Origin of the sequence: Pontibacter litorisediminis, assembly GCF_029360645.1 — a bacterium.
GTDB lineage: Bacteria > Bacteroidota > Bacteroidia > Cytophagales > Hymenobacteraceae > Pontibacter > Pontibacter litorisediminis.
This window is the reverse complement of record NZ_JARDUA010000006.1, coordinates 15,901-36,311: the sequence shown is the minus strand read 5'-3', so window position 1 is coordinate 36,311 and position 20,411 is coordinate 15,901. Positions and strand designations below refer to the sequence as shown.

General features: G+C 54.3%; 13 protein-coding genes. 12 read left to right on the top strand and 1 reads right to left on the bottom strand.

Annotation, left to right across the window (positions count from 1 at the left end):
• The first annotated feature begins 1 nt into the window (after window position 1).
• From PXG97_RS16245 to PXG97_RS16195, 11 genes are all read left to right on the top strand, one after another.
• A complete protein-coding gene (locus PXG97_RS16245) occupies window positions 2-1,237 on the top strand; it encodes a murein hydrolase activator EnvC family protein (RefSeq protein ID WP_276498847.1) in 1,236 nt (411 codons plus the stop codon).
• Window positions 1,238-2,014: 777 nt separating this feature from the next.
• Window positions 2,015-2,230, top strand: coding sequence for a Sec-independent protein translocase subunit TatA/TatB (locus PXG97_RS16240; RefSeq protein WP_276498846.1), 216 nt, complete (start codon window positions 2,015-2,017; stop codon window positions 2,228-2,230).
• Window positions 2,231-2,271: 41 nt separating this feature from the next.
• Complete coding sequence (locus PXG97_RS16235; RefSeq protein WP_276498845.1) at window positions 2,272-2,490, top strand: Sec-independent protein translocase subunit TatA/TatB; 219 nt, start codon at window positions 2,272-2,274, stop codon at window positions 2,488-2,490.
• Window positions 2,487-3,923, top strand: coding sequence for an Asp-tRNA(Asn)/Glu-tRNA(Gln) amidotransferase subunit GatA (gatA, locus tag PXG97_RS16230; protein WP_276498844.1), 1,437 nt, complete (start codon window positions 2,487-2,489; stop codon window positions 3,921-3,923). The genes PXG97_RS16235 and gatA overlap by 4 nt, the downstream gene beginning before the upstream one ends.
• A gap of 8 nt (window positions 3,924-3,931) precedes the next feature.
• Entirely contained in the window at window positions 3,932-5,461 is a 1,530-nt protein-coding gene (locus tag PXG97_RS16225; RefSeq protein WP_276498843.1) for a lytic transglycosylase domain-containing protein, read from the top strand.
• A 258-nt stretch (window positions 5,462-5,719) separates the two neighbouring features.
• A complete protein-coding gene (locus PXG97_RS16220; protein ID WP_276498842.1) occupies window positions 5,720-7,993 on the top strand; it encodes an NADP-dependent malic enzyme in 2,274 nt (757 codons plus the stop codon).
• Window positions 7,994-8,584, top strand: coding sequence for a Holliday junction branch migration protein RuvA (gene ruvA / locus PXG97_RS16215; RefSeq protein WP_276498841.1), 591 nt, complete (start codon window positions 7,994-7,996; stop codon window positions 8,582-8,584). It begins immediately after the preceding gene.
• Between the two features lie 19 nt (window positions 8,585-8,603).
• Window positions 8,604-15,776 (top strand): T9SS outer membrane translocon Sov/SprA, encoded by a 7,173-nt coding sequence (gene sov / locus PXG97_RS16210; protein WP_276498840.1) that lies wholly within the window; start codon window positions 8,604-8,606, stop codon window positions 15,774-15,776.
• 59 nt (window positions 15,777-15,835) lie between these two features.
• Window positions 15,836-16,216 (top strand): glycine cleavage system protein GcvH, encoded by a 381-nt coding sequence (gcvH, locus tag PXG97_RS16205; protein WP_276498839.1) that lies wholly within the window; start codon window positions 15,836-15,838, stop codon window positions 16,214-16,216.
• Between the two features lie 64 nt (window positions 16,217-16,280).
• Window positions 16,281-16,616, top strand: a complete 336-nt coding sequence (locus PXG97_RS16200) for a VanZ family protein (RefSeq protein ID WP_276498838.1) — start codon at window positions 16,281-16,283, stop codon at window positions 16,614-16,616.
• Between the two features lie 681 nt (window positions 16,617-17,297).
• The gene (locus PXG97_RS16195) at window positions 17,298-18,596 is read left to right on the top strand and encodes a M28 family metallopeptidase (protein ID WP_276498837.1); all 1,299 of its coding nucleotides are present in this window, start codon (window positions 17,298-17,300) and stop codon (window positions 18,594-18,596) included.
• A gap of 74 nt (window positions 18,597-18,670) precedes the next feature.
• On the opposite strand, the gene PXG97_RS16190 is transcribed toward PXG97_RS16195, so the two are convergent.
• Entirely contained in the window at window positions 18,671-19,552 is an 882-nt protein-coding gene (locus PXG97_RS16190; RefSeq protein ID WP_276498836.1) for a YicC/YloC family endoribonuclease, read from the bottom strand.
• A gap of 132 nt (window positions 19,553-19,684) precedes the next feature.
• On the opposite strand from PXG97_RS16190, the gene purQ reads away from it, so the two are divergent.
• On the top strand, window positions 19,685-20,377 hold the full coding sequence (purQ, locus tag PXG97_RS16185) for a phosphoribosylformylglycinamidine synthase subunit PurQ (RefSeq protein ID WP_276498835.1): 693 nt from the start codon (window positions 19,685-19,687) through the stop codon (window positions 20,375-20,377).
• Window positions 20,378-20,411: the final 34 nt, after the last annotated feature.

Below are 20,411 nucleotides of genomic sequence, written 5' to 3'. Positions count from 1 at the left end.
GATGAACGCCCTTTACAGATTAGCCCTTTTCCTATTTCTGCTGAGCCTGCCGCTGATAACCGTGGCCCAAAAAGCAAAGTCAAAGGCGCAGCTGGAGAAGGAGAAAAAGGAAAACCTCGCCCGCATTAAAGAAGCCAACCGCATTCTGCAGCAAACCACAAAGCAGAAGCAGGCCTCTATTGGCCAACTCACCGCCATCAAAGAGAAAATTACAGTACAGCAGGGAGTTATAGAGAACATCTCCCGGGAGCTGAGCCTGCTGGACTCCGACATGCGGGAGACTGAGGGCATTGTGGGATCGTTGCAAAACGACCTGCAAAAGCTGAAGGAAGAGTACGCCACCATGGTGTATGCAGCCTCTAAAACCGCCAACAGCTACAACAAGCTCATGTTCCTCTTTGCCTCCGACTCCTTTAACCAGTTCGTGATGCGCCTGCGTTACCTGCAGCAGTACTCTGAGGCACGTAAAAAGCAGGTGGAGCTGATTAGCAAGGTTCAGGCCGCCCTTAGCGGGCAGCTGGCCGTGCTGGAAACGAAAAAGGAGCAGAAGCAAAGCCTGCTTAACAGGCAGTTGGCCGAGAACAAGAACCTGCAGAACCTGCAGCAACAGCAAAACACCATGATTTCGCGCCTGAGCCAGCAGGAAAGCAACCTGAAGAAAGAGGTGGCGCAGCGACAGGAGTCTGTGAGAAAGCTTGACAAGCTGATTGCCGACATTGTGCGGGAAGAGATTGCCCGTGCCGCCCGTGCGGCACGTGAGGCAGGCAAAGAGACCAGCGGCAGCCCGAATAAAGTTACCCTTACGCCCGAGGCCGCGCTTATTTCCTCCTCGTTTGCCGGCAACAAAGGCCGCCTGGCCTGGCCTGTGGAACGAGGGTTTGTCTCGCAGAAGTTTGGCCGCCACAACCACCCTGTTTTAAAGGGCGTGGTGGTAGAGAACCGGGGCGTGGACATACAAACCGCTCAGGGAGCCACCGCCCGCGCCATTTTCGAGGGCAAAGTGTTGACAGTGGCCACTGTGCCGGGCATGAACAACATCGTGATGGTGCAGCACGGCGAATACTTTACTGTGTATGCTAAGCTGAAAACGGTAAGCGTAAAGCCGGGGCAGGACATCAAGCTGAAAGATACGATCGGCACGATCTACACCGACAGTGACGGCACCACCGAGCTACAGTTCCAGATCTGGAAGAACAGCTCTAACATGAACCCGGAGAGCTGGATTGCAAAACCTTAATAAAGCAGCACTACCTGAAATCAAAAAAGCCACAGCAAATGCTGTGGCTTTCTTTTTAGGTGTTGCCTCCCCCAGGCAACGCCAACTACAAAATAACTAAAGGCCGTTTGTGTATAGGTACGAACAGCACTGTGTAAAAATAAAAAAACACCCCACAGTGCAGGGTGCCTTTCCAAGCTATGAAAACAAACTTAATATTTTATATCTATAGGCAGCGCTGTGGCTGCTGAGACTTCATAACACTAAATTACGACCTCGTCAGGAAAAATGCAACATTGCGGCAAAAACTAAATTGCTTCTGTCAAGCATCTTTGTATAGCTATACTGCTATTTAAAACGAAAGTTTCAGGAATTTGAATCTTTATTTTTGAAACAACGCTTGATGCAATAAGGTTGCATGTGAGGCAAAAATTTAGCAGCGGCTCCGCTAAATCAAGTACTGGCCTAAGGACACAATTCCGCCTATACTTGTTTTTCTGTGTTGGCAAGTTATATGCCATAATACAACAGGCACATAACCTTAAGGTTTACAGGTACTTGACAAAAGAAGATTTGGCGCATGTTCCCTTATTGAGAAATTTAATTCGCTTACTTTCCCATATTTGGAAAAAATATTAACACAAGGAGATGCCTTAGAAGCTCTACCTTGGCTTAACTAGAAATCAGAGAGCGTAGGAGCTACACTTAATTTGCAGGATTTAAACTTATCCCGTCTGATATGGGTTAATTTAAAATATTAACCCTAATTTTGTAGCATAACTTTAAAACACTAAAGACATGGGTATCACCAACATTTTCTTATTCATTGGAGGCCTAGGCGGTACAGAAGTAGTACTTATTCTGTTTGCTATTCTGTTGTTGTTCGGCGCAAAGCGTATTCCTGAGTTGGCTAAAGGCCTTGGCCGTGGCATCCGTGAGTTCAAAGACGCCACCAAAGAGATCAAGAGCGATATCGAGAATTCCGTAAAGGACGATAGCAGCACCACGAAGTAATCTCTCCCCGCAAAAAGCACGTTTTTTAAGGTAGAGCACATATGTGCCTTAATAATGTTTTCCTCTTCCTGGGAGACCTGGGGGGAGGTGAGATGATGGTTATATTGGCCGCCATCCTATTGCTGTTTGGCGCGGATAAGCTTCCTAACCTTGCCCGCTCTCTTGGGCGCGGCATTCGGGAGTTTAAAGACGCCACAGACGAGATTAAACACGAGCTAGAGCAATCCATTAAAGACGATCCTAAGTCCAAAAAAGATTGAGACAGTATAATTCGCTACGCGACATCCGCACAGACATAGCCGATGGCAAGGTTTCGTGCAGGCAATTGGTAGAGCAGTACCTCCACAACATTCAGGAGAAGGCAGAGCTAAACGCTTTTCTGGAGGTTTTTGAGGAAGAGGCATTGGCCCAGGCCGACGCTGTAGACAGCAAGTTAGCCAACGGCACGGCTGGTAAGCTGGCAGGTATGGTTATAGGTATAAAGGACGTGCTGGCCTATGAGGGCCACAGCCTGCAGGCCTCCAGCCAAATCCTGAATGGCTTTAAGTCGCTTTACACTGCCCCGGCAGTACAGCGCCTGCTGGCTGAGGATGCGGTTATCATTGGCCGCCAGAACTGCGATGAGTTTGCCATGGGTGCTTCTAACGAGAACTCCTCTTTTGGAAACGTACTCAACGCCGACGACCACAGCCGCGTGCCAGGTGGCTCCTCAGGTGGTTCTGCCGTGGCTGTACAGGCCGATCTGTGCCTGGCCTCCATCGGCTCCGACACAGGTGGATCGGTGCGCCAGCCGGCTTCTTTCTGCGGCGTTATCGGCTTGAAGCCTACGTACTCCCGCATTTCCCGCTATGGCCTTATGGCCTACGCCTCTTCTTTCGACCAGATCGGCACGATCACCAAGAGTGTGGAGGACGCGGCCCTGCTGCTGGAGGTGATGGCTGGTGCCGACGGCATGGACAGTACTGCCAGCCAGCGCGAGGTGCCTGCCTACAGCCAGCTGCTGCAGACAGACAAGAAGTACAAGATCGGCTACATCCGCGACTGCTTTGAGCGCGAAGGACTGGAGACCGAGGTGAAAGACGCTATTCTGGGCGTAAAAGACATGCTGCGCGACGCGGGCCATGAGGTAGAGGGGGTGGATTTCCCATACCTGGACTTTATGGTGCCTACCTACTACATCCTTACCACGGCAGAGGCCAGCTCGAACCTGGGCCGCTACGATGGCGTGAAGTATGGCTATCGCTCAGATAATGTCATTGACCTGACGTCGTTGTACAAGAAGACAAGAGCCGAAGGTTTTGGCCCCGAGGTACAGCGCCGTATTATGCTGGGCACTTTCGTGCTTAGCGCAGATTATTATGATGCTTATTATACCAAGGCACAAAAGGTAAGGCGCCTGATAAAAGAGAAGACCGACGAGTTGCTACAGCAATATGATTTCCTTATATTGCCTACCGCTCCTACTACTGCTTTTAAGATAGGAGAGAACACAGCGAACCCGTTGGCCATGTACCTGGCTGACATCTTTACGGTCCAGGCCTCTCTTGCAGGCGTGCCAGCCATCTCTATTCCGGTTGGGCGCGATGCCAACGGCCTGTCCATTGGGTTGCAGTTAATGACCCGCTCATTTGAGGAGCCGCAGCTGCTGGCCTTCTCAAATTACATTCTGGACAAGATAACCGTTGAAGCATAAACCTTGACATGACTTACAGCAAATTCTTTACATTGCTTGCGGCTATGGCTGGCAGCATCTGTGCGTTAAGCGCCAGTGCTTTCGGCCATAGCCGTTTGCTTGAGGCCCCATCCCTCCCCAACGACTCCCTTGCCGTTGCCACAGATACGCTGAAGCTGAAGGCCTCTGCCATTGCCAGACCAGATACCAGTGTATTCATGCTCTCCCCGGAGGAACTGGCCCTGATGGTAGAGATCGTGCCGAACGAGCCCGATGATGTGATTGCTGACAGGCTCAGCTGCCTGGAAGCCGACATCCCGCTGGTGTACAATAACTTTGTAAGGAATTTCATCGATTACTTTACCATCCGCAACCGCAAGTATACCCGCACCATGCTGACGCGTGAGAACGTATACTTCCCGCTTTTTGAGAAGTACCTGAAAAAGCACAACATGCCGGATGAGCTCAAGTACCTCTCTATTGTAGAGTCGGGCCTGAACCCGCTGGCCAAGAGCCCCGTGGGGGCTGCCGGCCTGTGGCAGTTCATGAAGCCCACCGGCAAGGAGTATGGCTTGCATCAAACACATCACATCGATGAGCGCCTGGACCCGGAGAAGTCTACCGAGGCGGCCATGCTTTTCCTGAAGCGCCTGTACCGGTACTATGGCGACTGGGAGCTGGCGCTGGCGGCGTACAACTGCGGCCAGGGCAACGTGAACAAAGCCATCCGCAGGGCAGGCGGCAAGAAATCATTCTGGGATATCTTCCCTTACCTGCCGCGCGAGACACGCGGCTATGTTCCCAGTATGACGGCCGTGCGTTACGCCATGCATTATGCCGGGGAGCACAACATCTTCTCTGACTCCATTCTTTACCAGCCGGAGGTGGCGTACCTGGAGGTAACCCAGGAACTGGAGCTGGAGCGTTTGGCAGCGGAGCTGCACGTAGCCCCGGAGGAGCTGATAGCCCTGAACCCGGAGCTGACAAAGACAACCATACCCGGCAACAAGTATAAACTGCGCGTTCCGTCGAGCAGGGCTGCTGCCCTCTTGGCTACTGCCGAGGATAAGAGCTGCATACTTTTAGCAGCCGCGCCTGCCCCAGTTAAGGCTAGCGAGCCAGCGCAGGCGCCGGTGATGTTCGCCTCAGCCAAAGTTGAGGAGGCAGCGCCTAAGGCCCCGGCCAAGCTTGCCAAGGTCATCTATACGGTGCAGCGCGGGGATAACCTTAGCAGCATTGCCCGCCGCCACGATGTGACGGTGGACCAGCTAAAAGAGTGGAACGACCTGAGCGGCAGCTCTATCAAAGCTGACCAGCAGCTCCATATCCTACAGGATGAGCAAGCCAAGGCGGGATCTATGCTTGCCACGAACGACGAGCCAAAGAGCAGCCCTAAGCAGGAGATGCAGAAAAAGGAGCTGATCTACCACGTACAGCCTGGAGACACGCTGTGGCAGATCTCCCGCAAGTATGATGGCATCAGCGTGGAGCAGATAAAGAAACTGAACAAGCTAAAGTCAAACAGCCTGAAGCCTGGCCAAAAACTGATCCTCAGTTAAGCGGCAGCCACGTAACGATACGTAGAGCACCTTCCTGACAGAAGGTGCTCTTTATTTATACTTTGCAGCCTGCCGCCGATGTTAAAAAATTAACAATTTCTGCCTGCGTAACTTTTGCACCGCTTATCTTTGGAGGCTCAACTTTGGAATAACGGTAAATTCTTATAAAATTAGTCTTTAGCGAGATTTTTTTGGGAAAAGTCAAAGACCCGTTGGACAACAGGCTGAGAACGAATACTACTTACAACAATACAACAAATGATTAAAGTTAACAAAGAGGACGCCCTTAACTACCACATGGACGGCAAGCCCGGGAAAATTGAGGTAGTGCCTACCAAGATGGTGAGCACGCAGCACGACTTAGCGCTGGCCTACTCTCCGGGCGTGGCAGAACCCTGCAAAGAAATACACGCTGATAAGGATAATGTATATAAGTACACCGCCAAGGGAAACCTGGTTGGGGTAATCTCTAACGGTACGGCCGTTCTGGGCCTTGGCAACATCGGCCCCGATGCCTCAAAGCCTGTAATGGAAGGCAAAGGCGTGCTTTTCAAGAAGTTTGCAGGCATCGATGTGTTCGACATTGAGATCGACAGCACTGATCCGGAGGAGTTTGTTCGTATCGTGAAGTCGCTGGAGCCTACTTTTGGGGGCATTAACCTGGAGGACATCAAGGCGCCGGAGAGCTTCAAGATCGAGAACGCGCTGAAGACGCAGATGAACATCCCGCTGATGCACGACGACCAGCACGGAACAGCCATCATCTCCTCGGCAGCCCTGCTGAACGCGCTGGAGCTCGTAGACAAGAAGATTGACAAGATAAAGATGGTCGTGAACGGTGCCGGAGCCGCTGCCATCGCCTGTGCCAAACTATATGTGGCCTTGGGTGTGAAGATGGACAACATCGTGATGTTCGACAAGGACGGCATCATCCGGCCGGAGCGAGACGACCTGGACATTTACAGAGCGCAGTTCGTGACTACCCGCAAGATTACGACGCTGGAGGAAGCCATGCGTGATGCGGACGTATTTGTAGGTCTCTCTGCCGGTAACGTGCTACCGCCGGAGTTTGTGAAGCTGATGGCCAATGACCCGATTATCTTCGCCCTGGCCAACCCGGACCCGGAGATACCTTACGACGTGGCCATGGCTACACGCGAGGACCTGATCATGGCTACCGGTCGCTCCGATCATCCGAACCAGGTAAACAACGTATTGGGTTTCCCCTACATTTTCAGGGGTGCTCTGGATGTGCGTGCCACGGAAATCAACGAGGAAATGAAGTTGGCCGCCGTGCGCTCCCTGGCCGAGCTGGCGAAGGAGCCTGTACCGGAGATCGTGCACAAGGCCTACGGCGATAACACCATCAACTTTGGCCGTACCTACCTCATTCCGAAGCCCCTGGACCCACGCCTGATCACGACCGTATCGCCGGCAGTGGCCAAGGCTGCCATGGAGAGCGGCGTGGCCCGCCGCCCTATCACCGATTGGGAGGCTTACGAGCAGGAGCTGAAGGAGCGTATCGGCATCGACCAGAAGCTGATGTCGCGCATTACCACGCAGGCTAAGAAAGATCCGAAGACGGTCGTATTTGCCGAGGCGGATAACTATAAGATTCTGAAGGCCGCGCAGATTGTGCAGGAGCAGCGCATTGCCAAGCCTATCCTTTTGGGTAACCCGGAGCGCATCCAGGCCATCATCAAGGAAAATAACATGGACCTGCATGATGCCATCATTATTGACCCGGTGGTGGAAGAGGCGAAGAAGGAGGAGTATGCGCATATCCTGTATCTGAAGCGCCAGCGCAAGGGTGTTACCTTGTTCGATGCACGCCGCCTGATGCGCGACCGCAACTACTTCGGAAGTATGATGCTGCATACCGGGGAGGCCGATGCACTTATCTCGGGCCTTACCCGCGACTACTCTAAAACCATATCGCCGGCCCTGCAGGTAATCGGCGTGGAAGAAGGTATAAACAAGGTGGCCGGCATGTACATTGTGCTGGGCCAGAAGGAGCCATACTTTTTCGCTGACACGACGGTGAACGTGAACCCCACCGCCGATGAACTGGTGGACATCATTGGCCTGACAGCCCGTACCGTTCGCTTCTTCGACCAGGAGCCGCGCGTGGCCATGCTGTCCTTCTCGAATTTCGGTTCGGTGCGCGGCGACATTCCGGATAAAGGTGCCGAGGCGGTGCGCAAGGCGAAACAACGCTACCCGGAGCTGCTCATAGACGGCGAGATGCAAGCCAACACAGCCCTGAACAAAAACCTGCTGCGCGAGCATTACCCGTTCAGCGAGCTGGCAGAAAAAGGGGCTAATACGCTTGTTTTTCCGACGCTGACGGCGGGCAACATTGCCTACAAACTGCTGCAGGAAATAGGTGGCGTTGAGGTAATTGGCCCAGTGCTGATGGGTATGCGCAAGCCGGTGCACATTCTACAGCTTGGCTCCTCCATCCGCGATATCGTGAACATGGTGGCCATTGCTGTCGTAGATGCTCAGAACTATAACAATCAACATATATAGATGATAGCCTATATCGATGGTAAGCTGACCTACAAAGATCCAACCTACGTCATTATCGAAGCTAATGGCGTAGGTTACCAGATCAAGATCTCCCTGAGCACTTACTCTTCGCTGCCGGCTGGTGAGCGCTGCAAGCTGCATACCTACCTGCACATCAAGGAGGATGCCCATACCTTGTACGGCTTTACCACGGTACAGGAGAAAGAGGCGTTTCTGCACCTGATCTCAATCTCAGGTGTAGGCCCGAACACGGGCTTGATGATCCTGTCTTCCCTATCGGTGGAAGAGATTCAGCAGGCTATTGTGCGGGAGGATGTGCGCACGATACAGCATGTAAAGGGTATAGGCGCCAAAACAGCCCAGCGCATCATTCTGGAGCTGAAAGACAAGATGAAGAAGGAGGTGCTGCTGGCGGATGCTCCTGTCTCTGCTGCGGCGTACAATACCAACCGCGCCGAGGCGTTATCAGCATTAGTGACATTAGGCTTTGCCAAAAATATGGCAGAGAAAACCTTGGACGCAATCATCAAGCGCGAAGGCGGAAACCTGAGTGTGGAGGAGCTTATTAAGTTTGCGTTGAAATCTTCATAAAAAGAGAGAATATCCTATTTTGATCTGGAAAAGTAAAAAGCACAACCTGCTGCTTGCCACGGTTGCTACTGTTTCTTTGCTGGCCTGGTGGTCGCGGGCAGAAGGGCTGCGCGTGCCAGATCAAAAAAGCCTATCTGCTCTCCAAAGCTTCCTATCCTGGCAAGATACCGTGCGCCAGGACACGGTAAAGTATATTCCAAGCCGCCGGCCCACCTTTACCCCCTCCGACCGCCGCGGAAGCCCGTTTGGCAGCCGCAGCAGCAACTCCCCGCTTTTGCTTGGGCAGCCCAGTAACCTGCGGCTCAACGTGGAGCTGGACGACAGCCTGCAGCAGTACAACATCACCGAGACGATCGGCGACAGTGTATTGTACCGCCCGCCCTCTTCCATGTCGATGCGGGAATACTCGGAGTGGCAGCAGCGGGAGGCCATCCGCGACTATTGGCGCGCCAAATCCGCCGGCCTGGACGGCGAGAGCGTGGTTAGCAGCAACCGCCTTATCCCGAAGCTGTACATCAGCCCGGTGTTCGACCGCATCTTTGGCGGCAACTATGTGGACATCCAGCCCAACGGCAACGTGTCGCTGAAGTTTGGCGCCCGCTTTAACCGCAACGAGAACCCCACCATACCGCTCAGCCAGCAGCGCACCGGCGACTTCGATTTTGAGCAGAACATCTCCCTGAACCTGGTGGGCAAGATCGGCGAGAAAATGCGCCTCAACTTTAACTGGGACAACAACGCCAATTTCGACTTCGAGAACAACATGAAGCTCGACTACACGGGCTACGAGGAGGAGATCATACGCAAGGTAGAGGCCGGTAACGTAAGCCTGCCGCTCAATAACTCTTTGATTACTGGTGCGCAGAACCTCTTTGGCGTAAAGGCGCAGCTGCAGTTTGGCCGTTTGGGCGTTACCACCATCGCCTCCAGTGTGCGCGGCACCAACGATGAGGTGGTGATCCAAAACGGGGGCCAGAACAAGCCTTTCGAGATCAGGGTGGACAACTATGACCGCGACCGGCATTTCTACCTGTCGCAGTTCTTCAGGGGGCGCTACAACGATGCGCTCAAGAACCTGCCGCTCGTCAACTCCGGCATCGTGATACGCCGGGTGGAGCTGTATGTGACCAACAACAACCGCGCTACCGAGAACCTGCGCAACATGGTTGCCTACATGGACCTGGGCGAGGCAGACCCCTACCGCGAGAGCCTTGACACCGGAAGGCCGGGCACTGCCCCTGCCGATAACCAGGCAAACTCTTTGTATGGGCGTATATCCCCCCAAAATAGCGCTGCCCGCAGCAACTCCCGCGTGGATGGGTACCTGCAGTCGCTGGGCTTGGAAAAGGGCATTGACTTTGAGCACGTACGCGCCCGCAGGCTGGAGCCAAGCGAGTACAAGTTTAACCCGCAGCTGGGCTACATCTCCCTGAACTCTGCTCTCCTGCCCGACCAGGTGCTGGGGGTGGCCTTTGAGTATACGTACAATGGCAAGACCTACCAGGTAGGCGAGCTGATGGACGATTACCAGAACCTGGAGTCAGACCAGGTGATCCACATGAAGTTGCTCCGCGCCACCAGCCCATCGCTGAACTACCCTACCTGGGACCTGATGATGAAGAACGTGTACGCGCTGGATGCCACGCAAATAAACCGCGAGGACTTTAAGCTGCAAATCGTTTACAAGGATGATGAAACCGGCGTGGACCTGACAAGTATAAAAGAGCCGAGCCCGATCCAAAACATCCCGCTGGTGGAGGTGCTCAACCTGGACAACGTCAACTCGAACAACGACAAGCCGAGCGACGGCAACTTCGACTTTTTGCCCGGTATTACGATTGATACAGAGACCGGCCGTGTGTACTTCCCGCAGGTAGAGCCGTTCGGCGATTACCTGGCCAGCAAACTGCAGGGCTACCCGAACCTGGTTGACCAGTACGTGTTCCAGGAGCTGTATGAGCAGACGCAGACGGACGTGCAGCAAAATAACGTTAAAGCAAAGTTTTATATAAAAGGCCGCGTGCGCTCCACGGCCACCGACGAGATCATGCTGCCGGGCTTCCAGATTGCGGAAGGCTCAGTGGCGGTGTACTCTGGTGGCACGCGCCTGCAGGAGGGCACCGACTACCAGGTGTTCTATGACCTGGGCCGCATCAAAATACTGAACCCGAGCTACCTGAACTCGGCCAACGACCTGCGCGTGACCTATGAGAAGGCTGAGCTGCTGAACATACAGCCCCGCACCATGCTGGGCGCCCGCTTCGATTACCGCCTGAACGACGACGTGAACCTGGGAGCCACGGTGCTGCACCTGAACGAGCAGACCTTTATCAACCGCGTGAGTATCGGCGACGAGCCCACGAACAACACCATCTACGGCTTTGATGTTAACCTGCAGAAGGAGTCGCGGATGCTGACGCGTTTTGTGGATGCCATTCCGCTGATACAGACCAAGGCACCTTCCCTGATTACGTTCAGCAGTGAGTTTGCCCAACTCATTCCGGCAAAATCGAAATCCAATGCGAACGAGGACGGTGCCTCTTATTTGGATGACTTTGAGGGGGCCGAGACGCCTTACAGCCTGGGTGGCTTTAACAACAGCACCTGGCGCGTGGCCGCCACCCCTGCCCCGCTTATACTTGGCGACAGCTTGGCCTACTCCTACAACCGCGCCAAACTGGCCTGGTACACCATCGACCAGATCTTTTACCGCAACAGCAACAACCTGAAGCCGGACAACATCACGGACCAGGAGCTGGAGAACCACTACGTGCGCCCTGTGCGCCGCACGGAGGTGTTTAAGGGCCGCGACGCCGAGGTGACCACCAGCTACGAGTATACCTTTGACCTGGCTTACTACCCCCGCGAGCGTGGCCAGTACAACTATAACCCGAACCTGACGCCACAAGGCTTGCTGGCCAATGACCCGCGCAAGAACTGGGGCGGTATCAGCCGCGAGATCTCTTTCGACACAGACTTCGATAACGCCAACATCGAGTACGTGGAGTTCTGGATGATGGACCCGTTTATGGAAGGTCCGAAAGGCCGCGACGGAGCCTTTGGCGGAAACATTAACCCTAAAGACCCGGGCCAGTTGGTACTGAACCTGGGCAGCGTGTCCGAAGACATCCTGAAGGACAACGAGTACTCCTTTGAGAATGGCCTGCCAGCCGATGCCAGTGATGTGCAGAACCTGGAGGAGACCATCTGGGGCCGCGTAACGCAGCAGCAGTTCCTTACCGATGCCTTTACAGGCATACCGGGCGGGCGCCAGCGGCAGGACATTGGTCTGGATGGTTTAAATGATGCCGATGAGCGTGCATACTTCCAGAACTCGTTCCTGAACCGTATTCCAGGCGCACCGCCGCAAATTGTGTTGGACGACCCATCGGCCGATAACTTCTTCCACCACCTGGACCCAATCTATGACCAGCAGAACGCAGGCATATTGCAGCGCTACAAGAACTTCAACGGCATGGAGAACAACTCGCCGGAGAACAGCCGCTTTGCCAACTATGCCTACCCGGATAAGGAGGACCTGAACGGCGACAACGTTATCACGGACCTGGAGCAGTATTATGAGTATAAGATTAACCTGACGCCGGGCCAACTGGAAGTGGGCCAAAACTACGTTGTAGACAAGGTTGAAGGCGAAGGCGGCGCGATGTGGTACCAGTTCCGGGTACCGGTGCGCCAGCCAACAGGCTCTGTGGGCAATATCAACGGCTTTAAGTCTATCCGCTTCATGCGCCTGTACATGACGGGGTTTGCCGACCCGGTGGTACTGCGCATGGCACAGTTCCAGTTCGTGGCCAACCAGTGGCGCAAGTTTGAGCAGCCGCTGACAGAGGGCACCCCGTGCCTTACCTGTACCGACGATGCCCGCAGCTTTACCGTGTCTACCGTGAACATCGAGGAGAACGGCCCGAGCAACCAGAACTCAGAGAACAATATCCCCTACGTGGTTCCGCCGGGCATCAACCGCCTCCGCGACTACGCCTCCACCAACGACCGCCGCCAAAACGAGCAGTCGCTGCAACTGTGTGTGGAGGATCTGAAAGACTCTTTCTCGAAAGCGGTGTTCAAAAACCTCTCTCTGGACCTGCTGGCTTACAAGCAGCTGAAGATGTTTATCCACGCGCAGTCTGACGAGCCGGGCATACAGGACGGCGAGATGCAGGCCTTTATCCGCATCGGTACGGACTTTACGCAGAACTACTACGAGTACGTGGTGCCGCTGAAGTTTACGCCGGCCGGAAGCAACACAGCCACCACCATCTGGCCAACTGAGAATGAAGTAAACATCCCACTGCAGGAATTGGTGGATGCCAAAGCAAAACGCAATGCGGATGCCCCAGGCAGCATTTTCGTGCCTTTCACGGTAACCACTGCCGATGGGAAACTCATTCGCGTGGTGGGCAACCCGGACTTTAGCGAGGTGGAGGGTATCATGATCGGTATCCGCAACCCTTCCGGCGTGAACCAGGATGCCCGCGCCCACTCGGCCTGTATCTGGGTAAACGAGCTGCGCGTGACTGATTTCGTGAACCGCACCGGCTGGGCCTCTAACGCCCGCCTGAATGCCAAGCTGGCCGACTTTGCCAACGTAACCGCCACAGGTGCCTATACTACGGTAGGCTTCGGAGGGCTTCAGCAGCCGCTGTCGCTGCGCTCGCGTGATAACATTACCCAGTTTGATGTGAGCGCCAACATGGTGCTGGACAAGTTCCTGCCGGAGCAGTGGGGCGTGAAGATACCGATGACGGTGCAGTATGGTGTCACCTCTGCCCAGCCCCAGTACGACCCGCTTGACAAGGACATGCCGTTGGAGCAATCGCTGACGAAGTTTGATAATGATGAGGCCCGCGATGAGTATAAAAAGGAAGTTATCACCCAGGAGACACGCAGAAGTATAAGCCTGCTGAATGTGCGCAAGGAGCGGACGAACCCCGAGGACAAGGTACGCCTCTACGACATTGAGAACTTCGCTTTCTCTTACTCTTACTCGGAGCGCCTGTTCACCAACATCGAAACCGACCGCGACTATACCAAAACCTATACCGGCGGCATCGCTTATACCTATGACAACACCCCGCGGAACTACCAGCCCTTTGCCAACAGCGAAAAGCTGAATTCGCCATACTTGCGCCTGATCAAGGACTTTAATTTTTCGCTGCTGCCTAGCCGCTTCTCGTTCAGGGCAGACATTAATCGCTTCTACAATGAGACATACCTGCAGCGCCCTGACCCGGAGACACGCTTTGTGACTACCCGCGGTATTGAGCCGGTGTTTCAGAAATCGTTCTTCTTTAACCGTATCTACGACATGCGCTGGGACCTGACAAAGAGCCTGTCGCTGGACTATACGGCCACCAACCGCTCCGTAATCGATGAACCGGACGGGCGCATCAACAGCGAGATCGACTCCCTGCAGTACAAGAACAAGACGATCCGCGAGAACCTATTGAGCGGGGGCCGTAACACCAACTTCAACCAGCTCATCGCCCTGAACTACAAACTGCCGTTCGAGAAGTTCCCGTTAACGGACTGGCTGAGCGCCGACACCCGCTACGCCACCACTTACATCTGGACGGCAGGCTCCACGGCCCTGAACCAGGACACCACCTTCAGGCTGGGCAACACAGCCGAGAACAACGTGGAGTTTAGCGTGAACGGCCGCGTAGATTTGGTGAAGCTTTACAACAAGGTGAAGTTCCTGAAAGCCGTGAACTCGCCTACACCGGCCAGACCCGCTCAGCCTGCCGCAAATGACACGGCTGCCGCCAAGGCCCCGGCCGACCTCAAGTTCCTGAAGGGTTTGGCGCGGGTGCTGATGATGACGCGCTCCCTGAACGTGACGTACCTGGAGAACCGTGGCTCCATGCTGCCGGGCTACCTCCCGGAAACAGAGATCTTTGGCTTTGATGACCGTTTTGAGGCACCGGGCCTGCCGTTTATACTTGGCAAGCAGTACGATTTGCATGAGCTGTACAGCCGCATGAACCGCAACGACTGGTATACCGACAGCAGCCAATACCTAAACACGCCGTTCAGCGGCATCTACAGCGAAACCTTCACCGGCCGTGCCAACCTGGAGCCGTTCCGCAACTTCACCGTGACGGTGGACGTGCGCCGTGCCAAGTCGGAGATCGAGGAGGTGTTCTACCGCAAGGAGTTTGATGATTTTGGCAACGTAGGCACCGAGGACCAACGACAGAATCCGTTTACCTCCGGCGCGTTCAGCACCTCATTTATGGCGCTGGGCACCTTGTTTGAGTCTACAGAGGATGGCTTGTCCGACGCCTTCGAGCAGTTTATCCGTAACCGACATGTGGTGCGCGACAGGCTAACGGCCGCTAACACCGCCGCCGGCGACTCGGGCTACAGCCTCAACTCGCAGGAGGTGTTGCTGAAGTCGTTCCTGTACGCTTACCAGGGCCGCGATATCAGTGGCTACGAGGCCAAGGCTGAGAGCCCGTTCAAGCGCCTGCCCATACCTAACTGGAGCGTGGCGTATAATGGGCTGGAGCGCCTGCCGATCTTCCAGAAGTGGTTTAGCCAGATCAGCCTGTTGCACGCCTACAACTCCAGCTACAACATCACCAGCTACTCTACCTCGCTGACGTACCTGCAGGAGCCGCAGGGCTTCCCGACGCTGAAGAATGAGTTTGGCCGCATAGAGCCCTACTACATCGTAAACCAGCTGACGGTGGTAGAGCGCCTGGCACCGCTCCTGGGCGTAAACTTCAGGACAAAGACCAACCTTACCGGTCGCCTGGAGTATAAGCTGGAACGGAACCTGTCGCTGAACCTGACAAACGCACAGATAACGGAGACCAACGTGAAGGACTATGTGGTAGGCTTCGGCTACACCACCACCAGCTTTAAGGTGCCGTTTACCAACACCACGCTGGATAACGAGCTGACCATGCGCCTGGACCTGCAGGTGCGGGACAACCAGACAGTGCAGCGCGCTATCTCCACCGACAACACCGGGGTGGAGCGCAGCCAGAACCAGATTACGAACGGCACACGGCAGCTGCAGCTGCGCCCAACCGTGGATTATGTGCTGAGCCAGCGCCTGAACCTGCAGTTTTATGTGCTGCGCACCGTATCGGATCCTAAGATTTCGACCTCGTTCCGTAACAGTGTTACCGAGGGCGGCGTTCAGTTGCGGGTAAGCCTGCAATAAAGTTTTGGCATTCAGAAAAAGGCCGTATTTTTGAGTTGTAATCTAAAACAAGATAGCACATGAACTTACCTGAAAACCTAAAGTATACCAAAGACCACGAGTGGGTTCGCGTAGAAGGCGACGTAGCTTATGTGGGCATCACTGATTTTGCACAGAGCGAGCTGGGCGACATCGTTTACGTTGACATCGACACAGTGGACAAGGACATCAATCAGAACGATGTTTTTGGCACGGTAGAGGCTGTTAAAACTGTTTCTGACCTGTTCAGCCCACTGAGCGGCACGGTGCAGGAGTTTAACGAGAAGCTGGAGAACAACCCGGAGCTGGTTAACTCAGATCCTTATGGCGATGGCTGGATCATTAAAATGTCTATAGGCGATGCAAGCCAGATCGACAGCCTGCTGACGGCTGACGGCTACCGCGAAGTAATCGGACAATAAGCTTGAGGTATAGAATAGAGAGTTGATACTACGCTACAATCTATTCACCATCATATGGGCAGCAGTGATTCTACTGACAACACTGCTGCCCTCTACTTCCCTACCCGCTTCCCTTTCCATCTGGGAGCTCCTTTCCTTCGACTCGTTTGCACACGCCTTCATGTTCTGTGTGCTTTGCTTCCTGATGACCGTAGGGATGTCCAAGCAATTTACCTTTCCGCGAGTCAAGAATTACGCTGTCCGCTCCAGTCTGTTCATCAGCACGTGTTTCGGCATCTCCATTGAGCTGATGCAGCACTTTTTCATCTATGGCCGCCAAGGCGATATCATTGATGTGCTGGCGAACACCATAGGGTGTCTGTTGGGCATTTTGCTGTTCAAGCTGATTTATGTGTGGTAGAGTACAACAGCTAAGTTTAAGGTTTTCTGGGTGTTTGTTGCCTGGCGCAAATCTTCAGATTTGGGATTTCCCAATAATGTTGAGTCTCTGACTTAACTGGCTCGCAGAGCCATACCTTATACTTGGGCAATACTTCATACTTCTGCTGGCGCAAGCGTCCGCTTGTGCCTTTCCTCACCTCTGCTGCCGCTGTCTGAACTAAGCTATCCTTCCAGCTGGCGCGGCTTTCCCTGTTGCTGCTACCTCCTGCAACTGGAAGCAGGCTATCCTTACTAGCTGCCGCTCATCCACGGACTTACAAGCGGCTCGTTTCATCTTAAGCTTTGGCTCCCTCCAGGCCGGGAGGCCTCGTCTTCGGGCATCGCGCTGTCTATATTTCCTTTGCTGTCGCAATTTCGCTAAAGCGAAACCGGAAATCTAGAAGGCGCTCAACCCAAAGACTGGGTTCTAGTTCGATAGCCACAGCTGACGGAGCTGGAACAGAACTCCCCTCCTTAAACTACCGAGAACGAGAGTTCAAAGATAGCGAGCGCAGCTCTGAGGGACAGGGGTGGTTGGACTTGGTGCTACAGAAAGCCATATCCCTGTTCTTGGAAGAGCTGGGCTGAACTCCCCTCTCAGAAGGATAAGGTGGGGAAACTCTATACTCACGCTCCAAATTATCTCCCTATCTTAGTATCTATGAACAGACTGTATACCTTCCTCCTCACCTGCTGTTTAGCGACTCCCGCCTTACTGCAGGCGCAGGACATGGCGCGGGTGCGCCAGACCATGGATACCCTCACCTCCGAGAGCATGTATGGCCGCGGCTATACTTTCGATGGGGACCTAAAAGCCGCGCTGTACATCAAGAACAGGTTCGAGGAGATGGAGCTGCTGCCATTGGCAGGTGAGTCATACTTTCAGGAGTTCAGCTTTCCGGTAAACCGCATTGTGGAGACGCCGCAGCTGCAGGTAAACGGGCAGGCGCTGGTGCCGGGGCAGGACTTTGTAGCACGCGCTTCTTCCGGCTCCGGGGCCGGCAAGGCAAAAGTGCTGCCGCTGGACACGCTTATTTTTACCAACCCCAAAGCTGCCCAAAAATTCTTCCGCAAGGACTTCTCTAACATAGCCCTCGTGTACCCCCAGCAGGAGCAGAAACGGTTGGCCCAGCTCCCGCAGCACTGCCAACAACTGCTGCTGCAGGCAAAGCTGCACATCATACTTCAGCCCAAGAGCCTGCTTACTACCGTGGCCAGGCAGCAGGAGGCGGTGCCGGTGCTGGAGGTGCTGCAGGATGCCTGGCCGCAGCAGGCAAAAAAAGTAACCTTTAGCGTGCAGGCCGACCTGAACCCGCAGCACCAGACACAAAACGTGATCGGCTTTATCCCGGGGAGCCAACGGTCGGATTCGGTGCTGGTGTTTACCGCTCACTACGACCATCTGGGCAGTCAGGGCGAGGAAGTGTACTTTCCGGGGGCCAACGACAATGCCAGCGGCACCGCTATGCTGCTGGAGCTGGCGCAGCATTACAGCCTTCCTGAAAATCAACCCAAGTATACCATGGTGTTCATGGCCTTTGCCGCCGAGGAGGCCGGCCTGCTGGGCTCCTTCCATTACGTGCAGCACCCGCTTTTTCCGCTCCGCCAGATCTCTTTCCTCGTAAACCTGGACCTGCTGGGCACCGGCGATGACGGCCTGATGGTGGTGAACGGCAAAGTACATGAGCAAGCGTTTAAGCTGCTGCAGTGCCTAAACAAACAGCACCAGTACCTGCCCCAACTCAAAAGCCGTGGCAAGGCTGCGAACTCCGATCATTACCCTTTTTCAGAGGCAGGCGTGCCCGCGTTCTTCTTTTATACCTTAGGGGGCACCGCCGCATACCACAACCCGCAGGACCACGCCCGGCAGTTACCGCTCACGAAGTTCTCGGAGGTATTCAGGCTGATAACGGATTTTGCCGAGGCGCTAATGGTAGCCGGTAAAGAGGATCAGGAATGACATGAAGTATAAAAAGCCGGAGCCGCTGCAACAACGTTACAGCGGCTCCGGCTTTTTATACTTATAAGCAATGTTTACAGGATGTTGTTGACCTGCTCCTTAATCTTCTCCAGTTCCTCCTTCATCTCCACCACATGGTGCTGGATAGTGGCATCGTTGGCTTTGGAGCCGATCGTGTTTATCTCGCGGCCAATCTCCTGGGAGATAAAGCTCAGTTTCTTACCGGTAGGTTCCGGCAGGTAAACCGTTTCGGTGAAGTAGTGCAGGTGGTTTACCAGGCGCACCTTCTCCTCGGCAATGTCGAGCTTTTCCATGTAGTAGATCATTTCCTGCTCAAAGCGGTTCTTGTCGAAGTGCTCGGAGGCGGATATGTCTGCCAGATGGCCGCGGATACGGGAACGGATCTGCTCCATGCGCACCGGGTCGTGCTTGTCAATCTCAGCCAGCAGGATGCGGATGCGATCGATGTATGACATGATCTCGGTCGTCAGGGCCTTGCCCTCATCAGCCCGGAAGTTATTCACACTCTGCAGCGCCTCCTGCAGCAACGGCTGCACCAGGCTCCATTCTGCCTCGGCTGTTTCCTCGTCCTGCTCCTCCTGCTGCAGCACCTCCGGCATGTGCAGGGCCAGTCGGAAGAGCTCGCCTTTGTCGGCACCCAATTGGTCGGCTACCTCGCTCAGGTCGTTATAATAAGCCTTCAGAAGATCTTTGTTTACCGTGTTGCGTGCCTTCTGCGTCTTGTTCTTCGTGAACTCCACGTTTACGGTTACCTTCCCGCGCACCAGCGCTTTCTGCACCATGTTCCGTATTTCGTACTCCTTATCAGAGAGCACTTTTGGGGTACGCACGCTCAGGTCCATACTTTTAGAGTTGAGCGAGCGGATTTCTACGGAGATACAATACTGGTCGGCATCGAGGCGGGCACTGCCAAAGCCTGTCATGGACTGCAACATAAGCTCTTTATAAAATGATACTTTGGCAAATTAGGTATAATTCTTCAAATTTGTGCAGCCAGTGCCGCTAAAGCTGCTTAAAAGCCGCCGCGAATGTGTGCAGTGCAAGTATAAATTACTTAACTTTGATCCATGAAATTTGGTGTAGTCGTTTTCCCGGGGTCCAACTGCGACCAAGACCTTGTTGATGCCATAAGCCTTGGCATGGGGCAAGAATGCGTAAAGCTGTGGCACAAAGACCACGATTTGCAAGGCTGTGACTTTATTCTGCTGCCAGGTGGCTTCTCCTACGGCGACTACCTGCGCTCCGGTGCCATTGCGCGCTTCTCTCCCATTATGCAGGAGGTGGTGCAGCATGCCAACAAGGGCGGCTACGTGATGGGCATCTGCAACGGTTTCCAGATCCTGACGGAGGCTGGCTTGCTGCCGGGCGCCCTGCTGCGCAACGCTAACCAAAAGTTTATCTGCGACAACGTGTACATTAAGCCTGTTTCTACCAGCCTGCTGCCAACGCGCCACCTGGACCCGAACAAGGCCTATAAGATACCGGTGGCACACGGCGAAGGCCGCTACCACGCCGATAAGGACACGCTGCGCAAACTGGAAGACAACGACCAGATTATGTTTAAGTACAGCAGCAACATTGCCGATACGCATGATATCTACAACATCAACGGCAGCTTGTTGAATATTGCCGGTGTGGCCAACGAGCAGAAGAACGTGTTTGGCATGATGCCGCACCCGGAGCGTGCCGTGGACCCGGAGCTGGGCAACACCGACGGACGCGCCATTTTCGAGTCTATCCTGGATTTGGTGAACGCTTAAGCGTACGTATAACCCATAAGCAAAAGCCCCCTGC

Bases quoted from the DNA above. Each gene is read 5' to 3' on its own strand.
- PXG97_RS16245 (WP_276498847.1), top strand. From the start codon at position 2: ATGAACGCCCTTTACAGATTAGCCCTTTTCCTATTTCTGCTGAGCCTG.
- PXG97_RS16235 (WP_276498845.1), top strand. From the start codon at position 2,272: ATGTGCCTTAATAATGTTTTCCTCTTCCTGGGAGACCTGGGGGGAGGT.
- PXG97_RS16225 (WP_276498843.1), top strand. From the start codon at position 3,932: ATGACTTACAGCAAATTCTTTACATTGCTTGCGGCTATGGCTGGCAGC.
- PXG97_RS16220 (WP_276498842.1), top strand. From the start codon at position 5,720: ATGATTAAAGTTAACAAAGAGGACGCCCTTAACTACCACATGGACGGC.
- PXG97_RS16190 (WP_276498836.1), bottom strand. From the start codon at position 19,552: ATGTTGCAGTCCATGACAGGCTTTGGCAGTGCCCGCCTCGATGCCGAC.
- ruvA (WP_276498841.1), top strand. From the start codon at position 7,994: ATGATAGCCTATATCGATGGTAAGCTGACCTACAAAGATCCAACCTAC.
- PXG97_RS16195 (WP_276498837.1), top strand. From the start codon at position 17,298: ATGAACAGACTGTATACCTTCCTCCTCACCTGCTGTTTAGCGACTCCC.
- gcvH (WP_276498839.1), top strand. From the start codon at position 15,836: ATGAACTTACCTGAAAACCTAAAGTATACCAAAGACCACGAGTGGGTT.
- purQ (WP_276498835.1), top strand. From the start codon at position 19,685: ATGAAATTTGGTGTAGTCGTTTTCCCGGGGTCCAACTGCGACCAAGAC.
- PXG97_RS16240 (WP_276498846.1), top strand. From the start codon at position 2,015: ATGGGTATCACCAACATTTTCTTATTCATTGGAGGCCTAGGCGGTACA.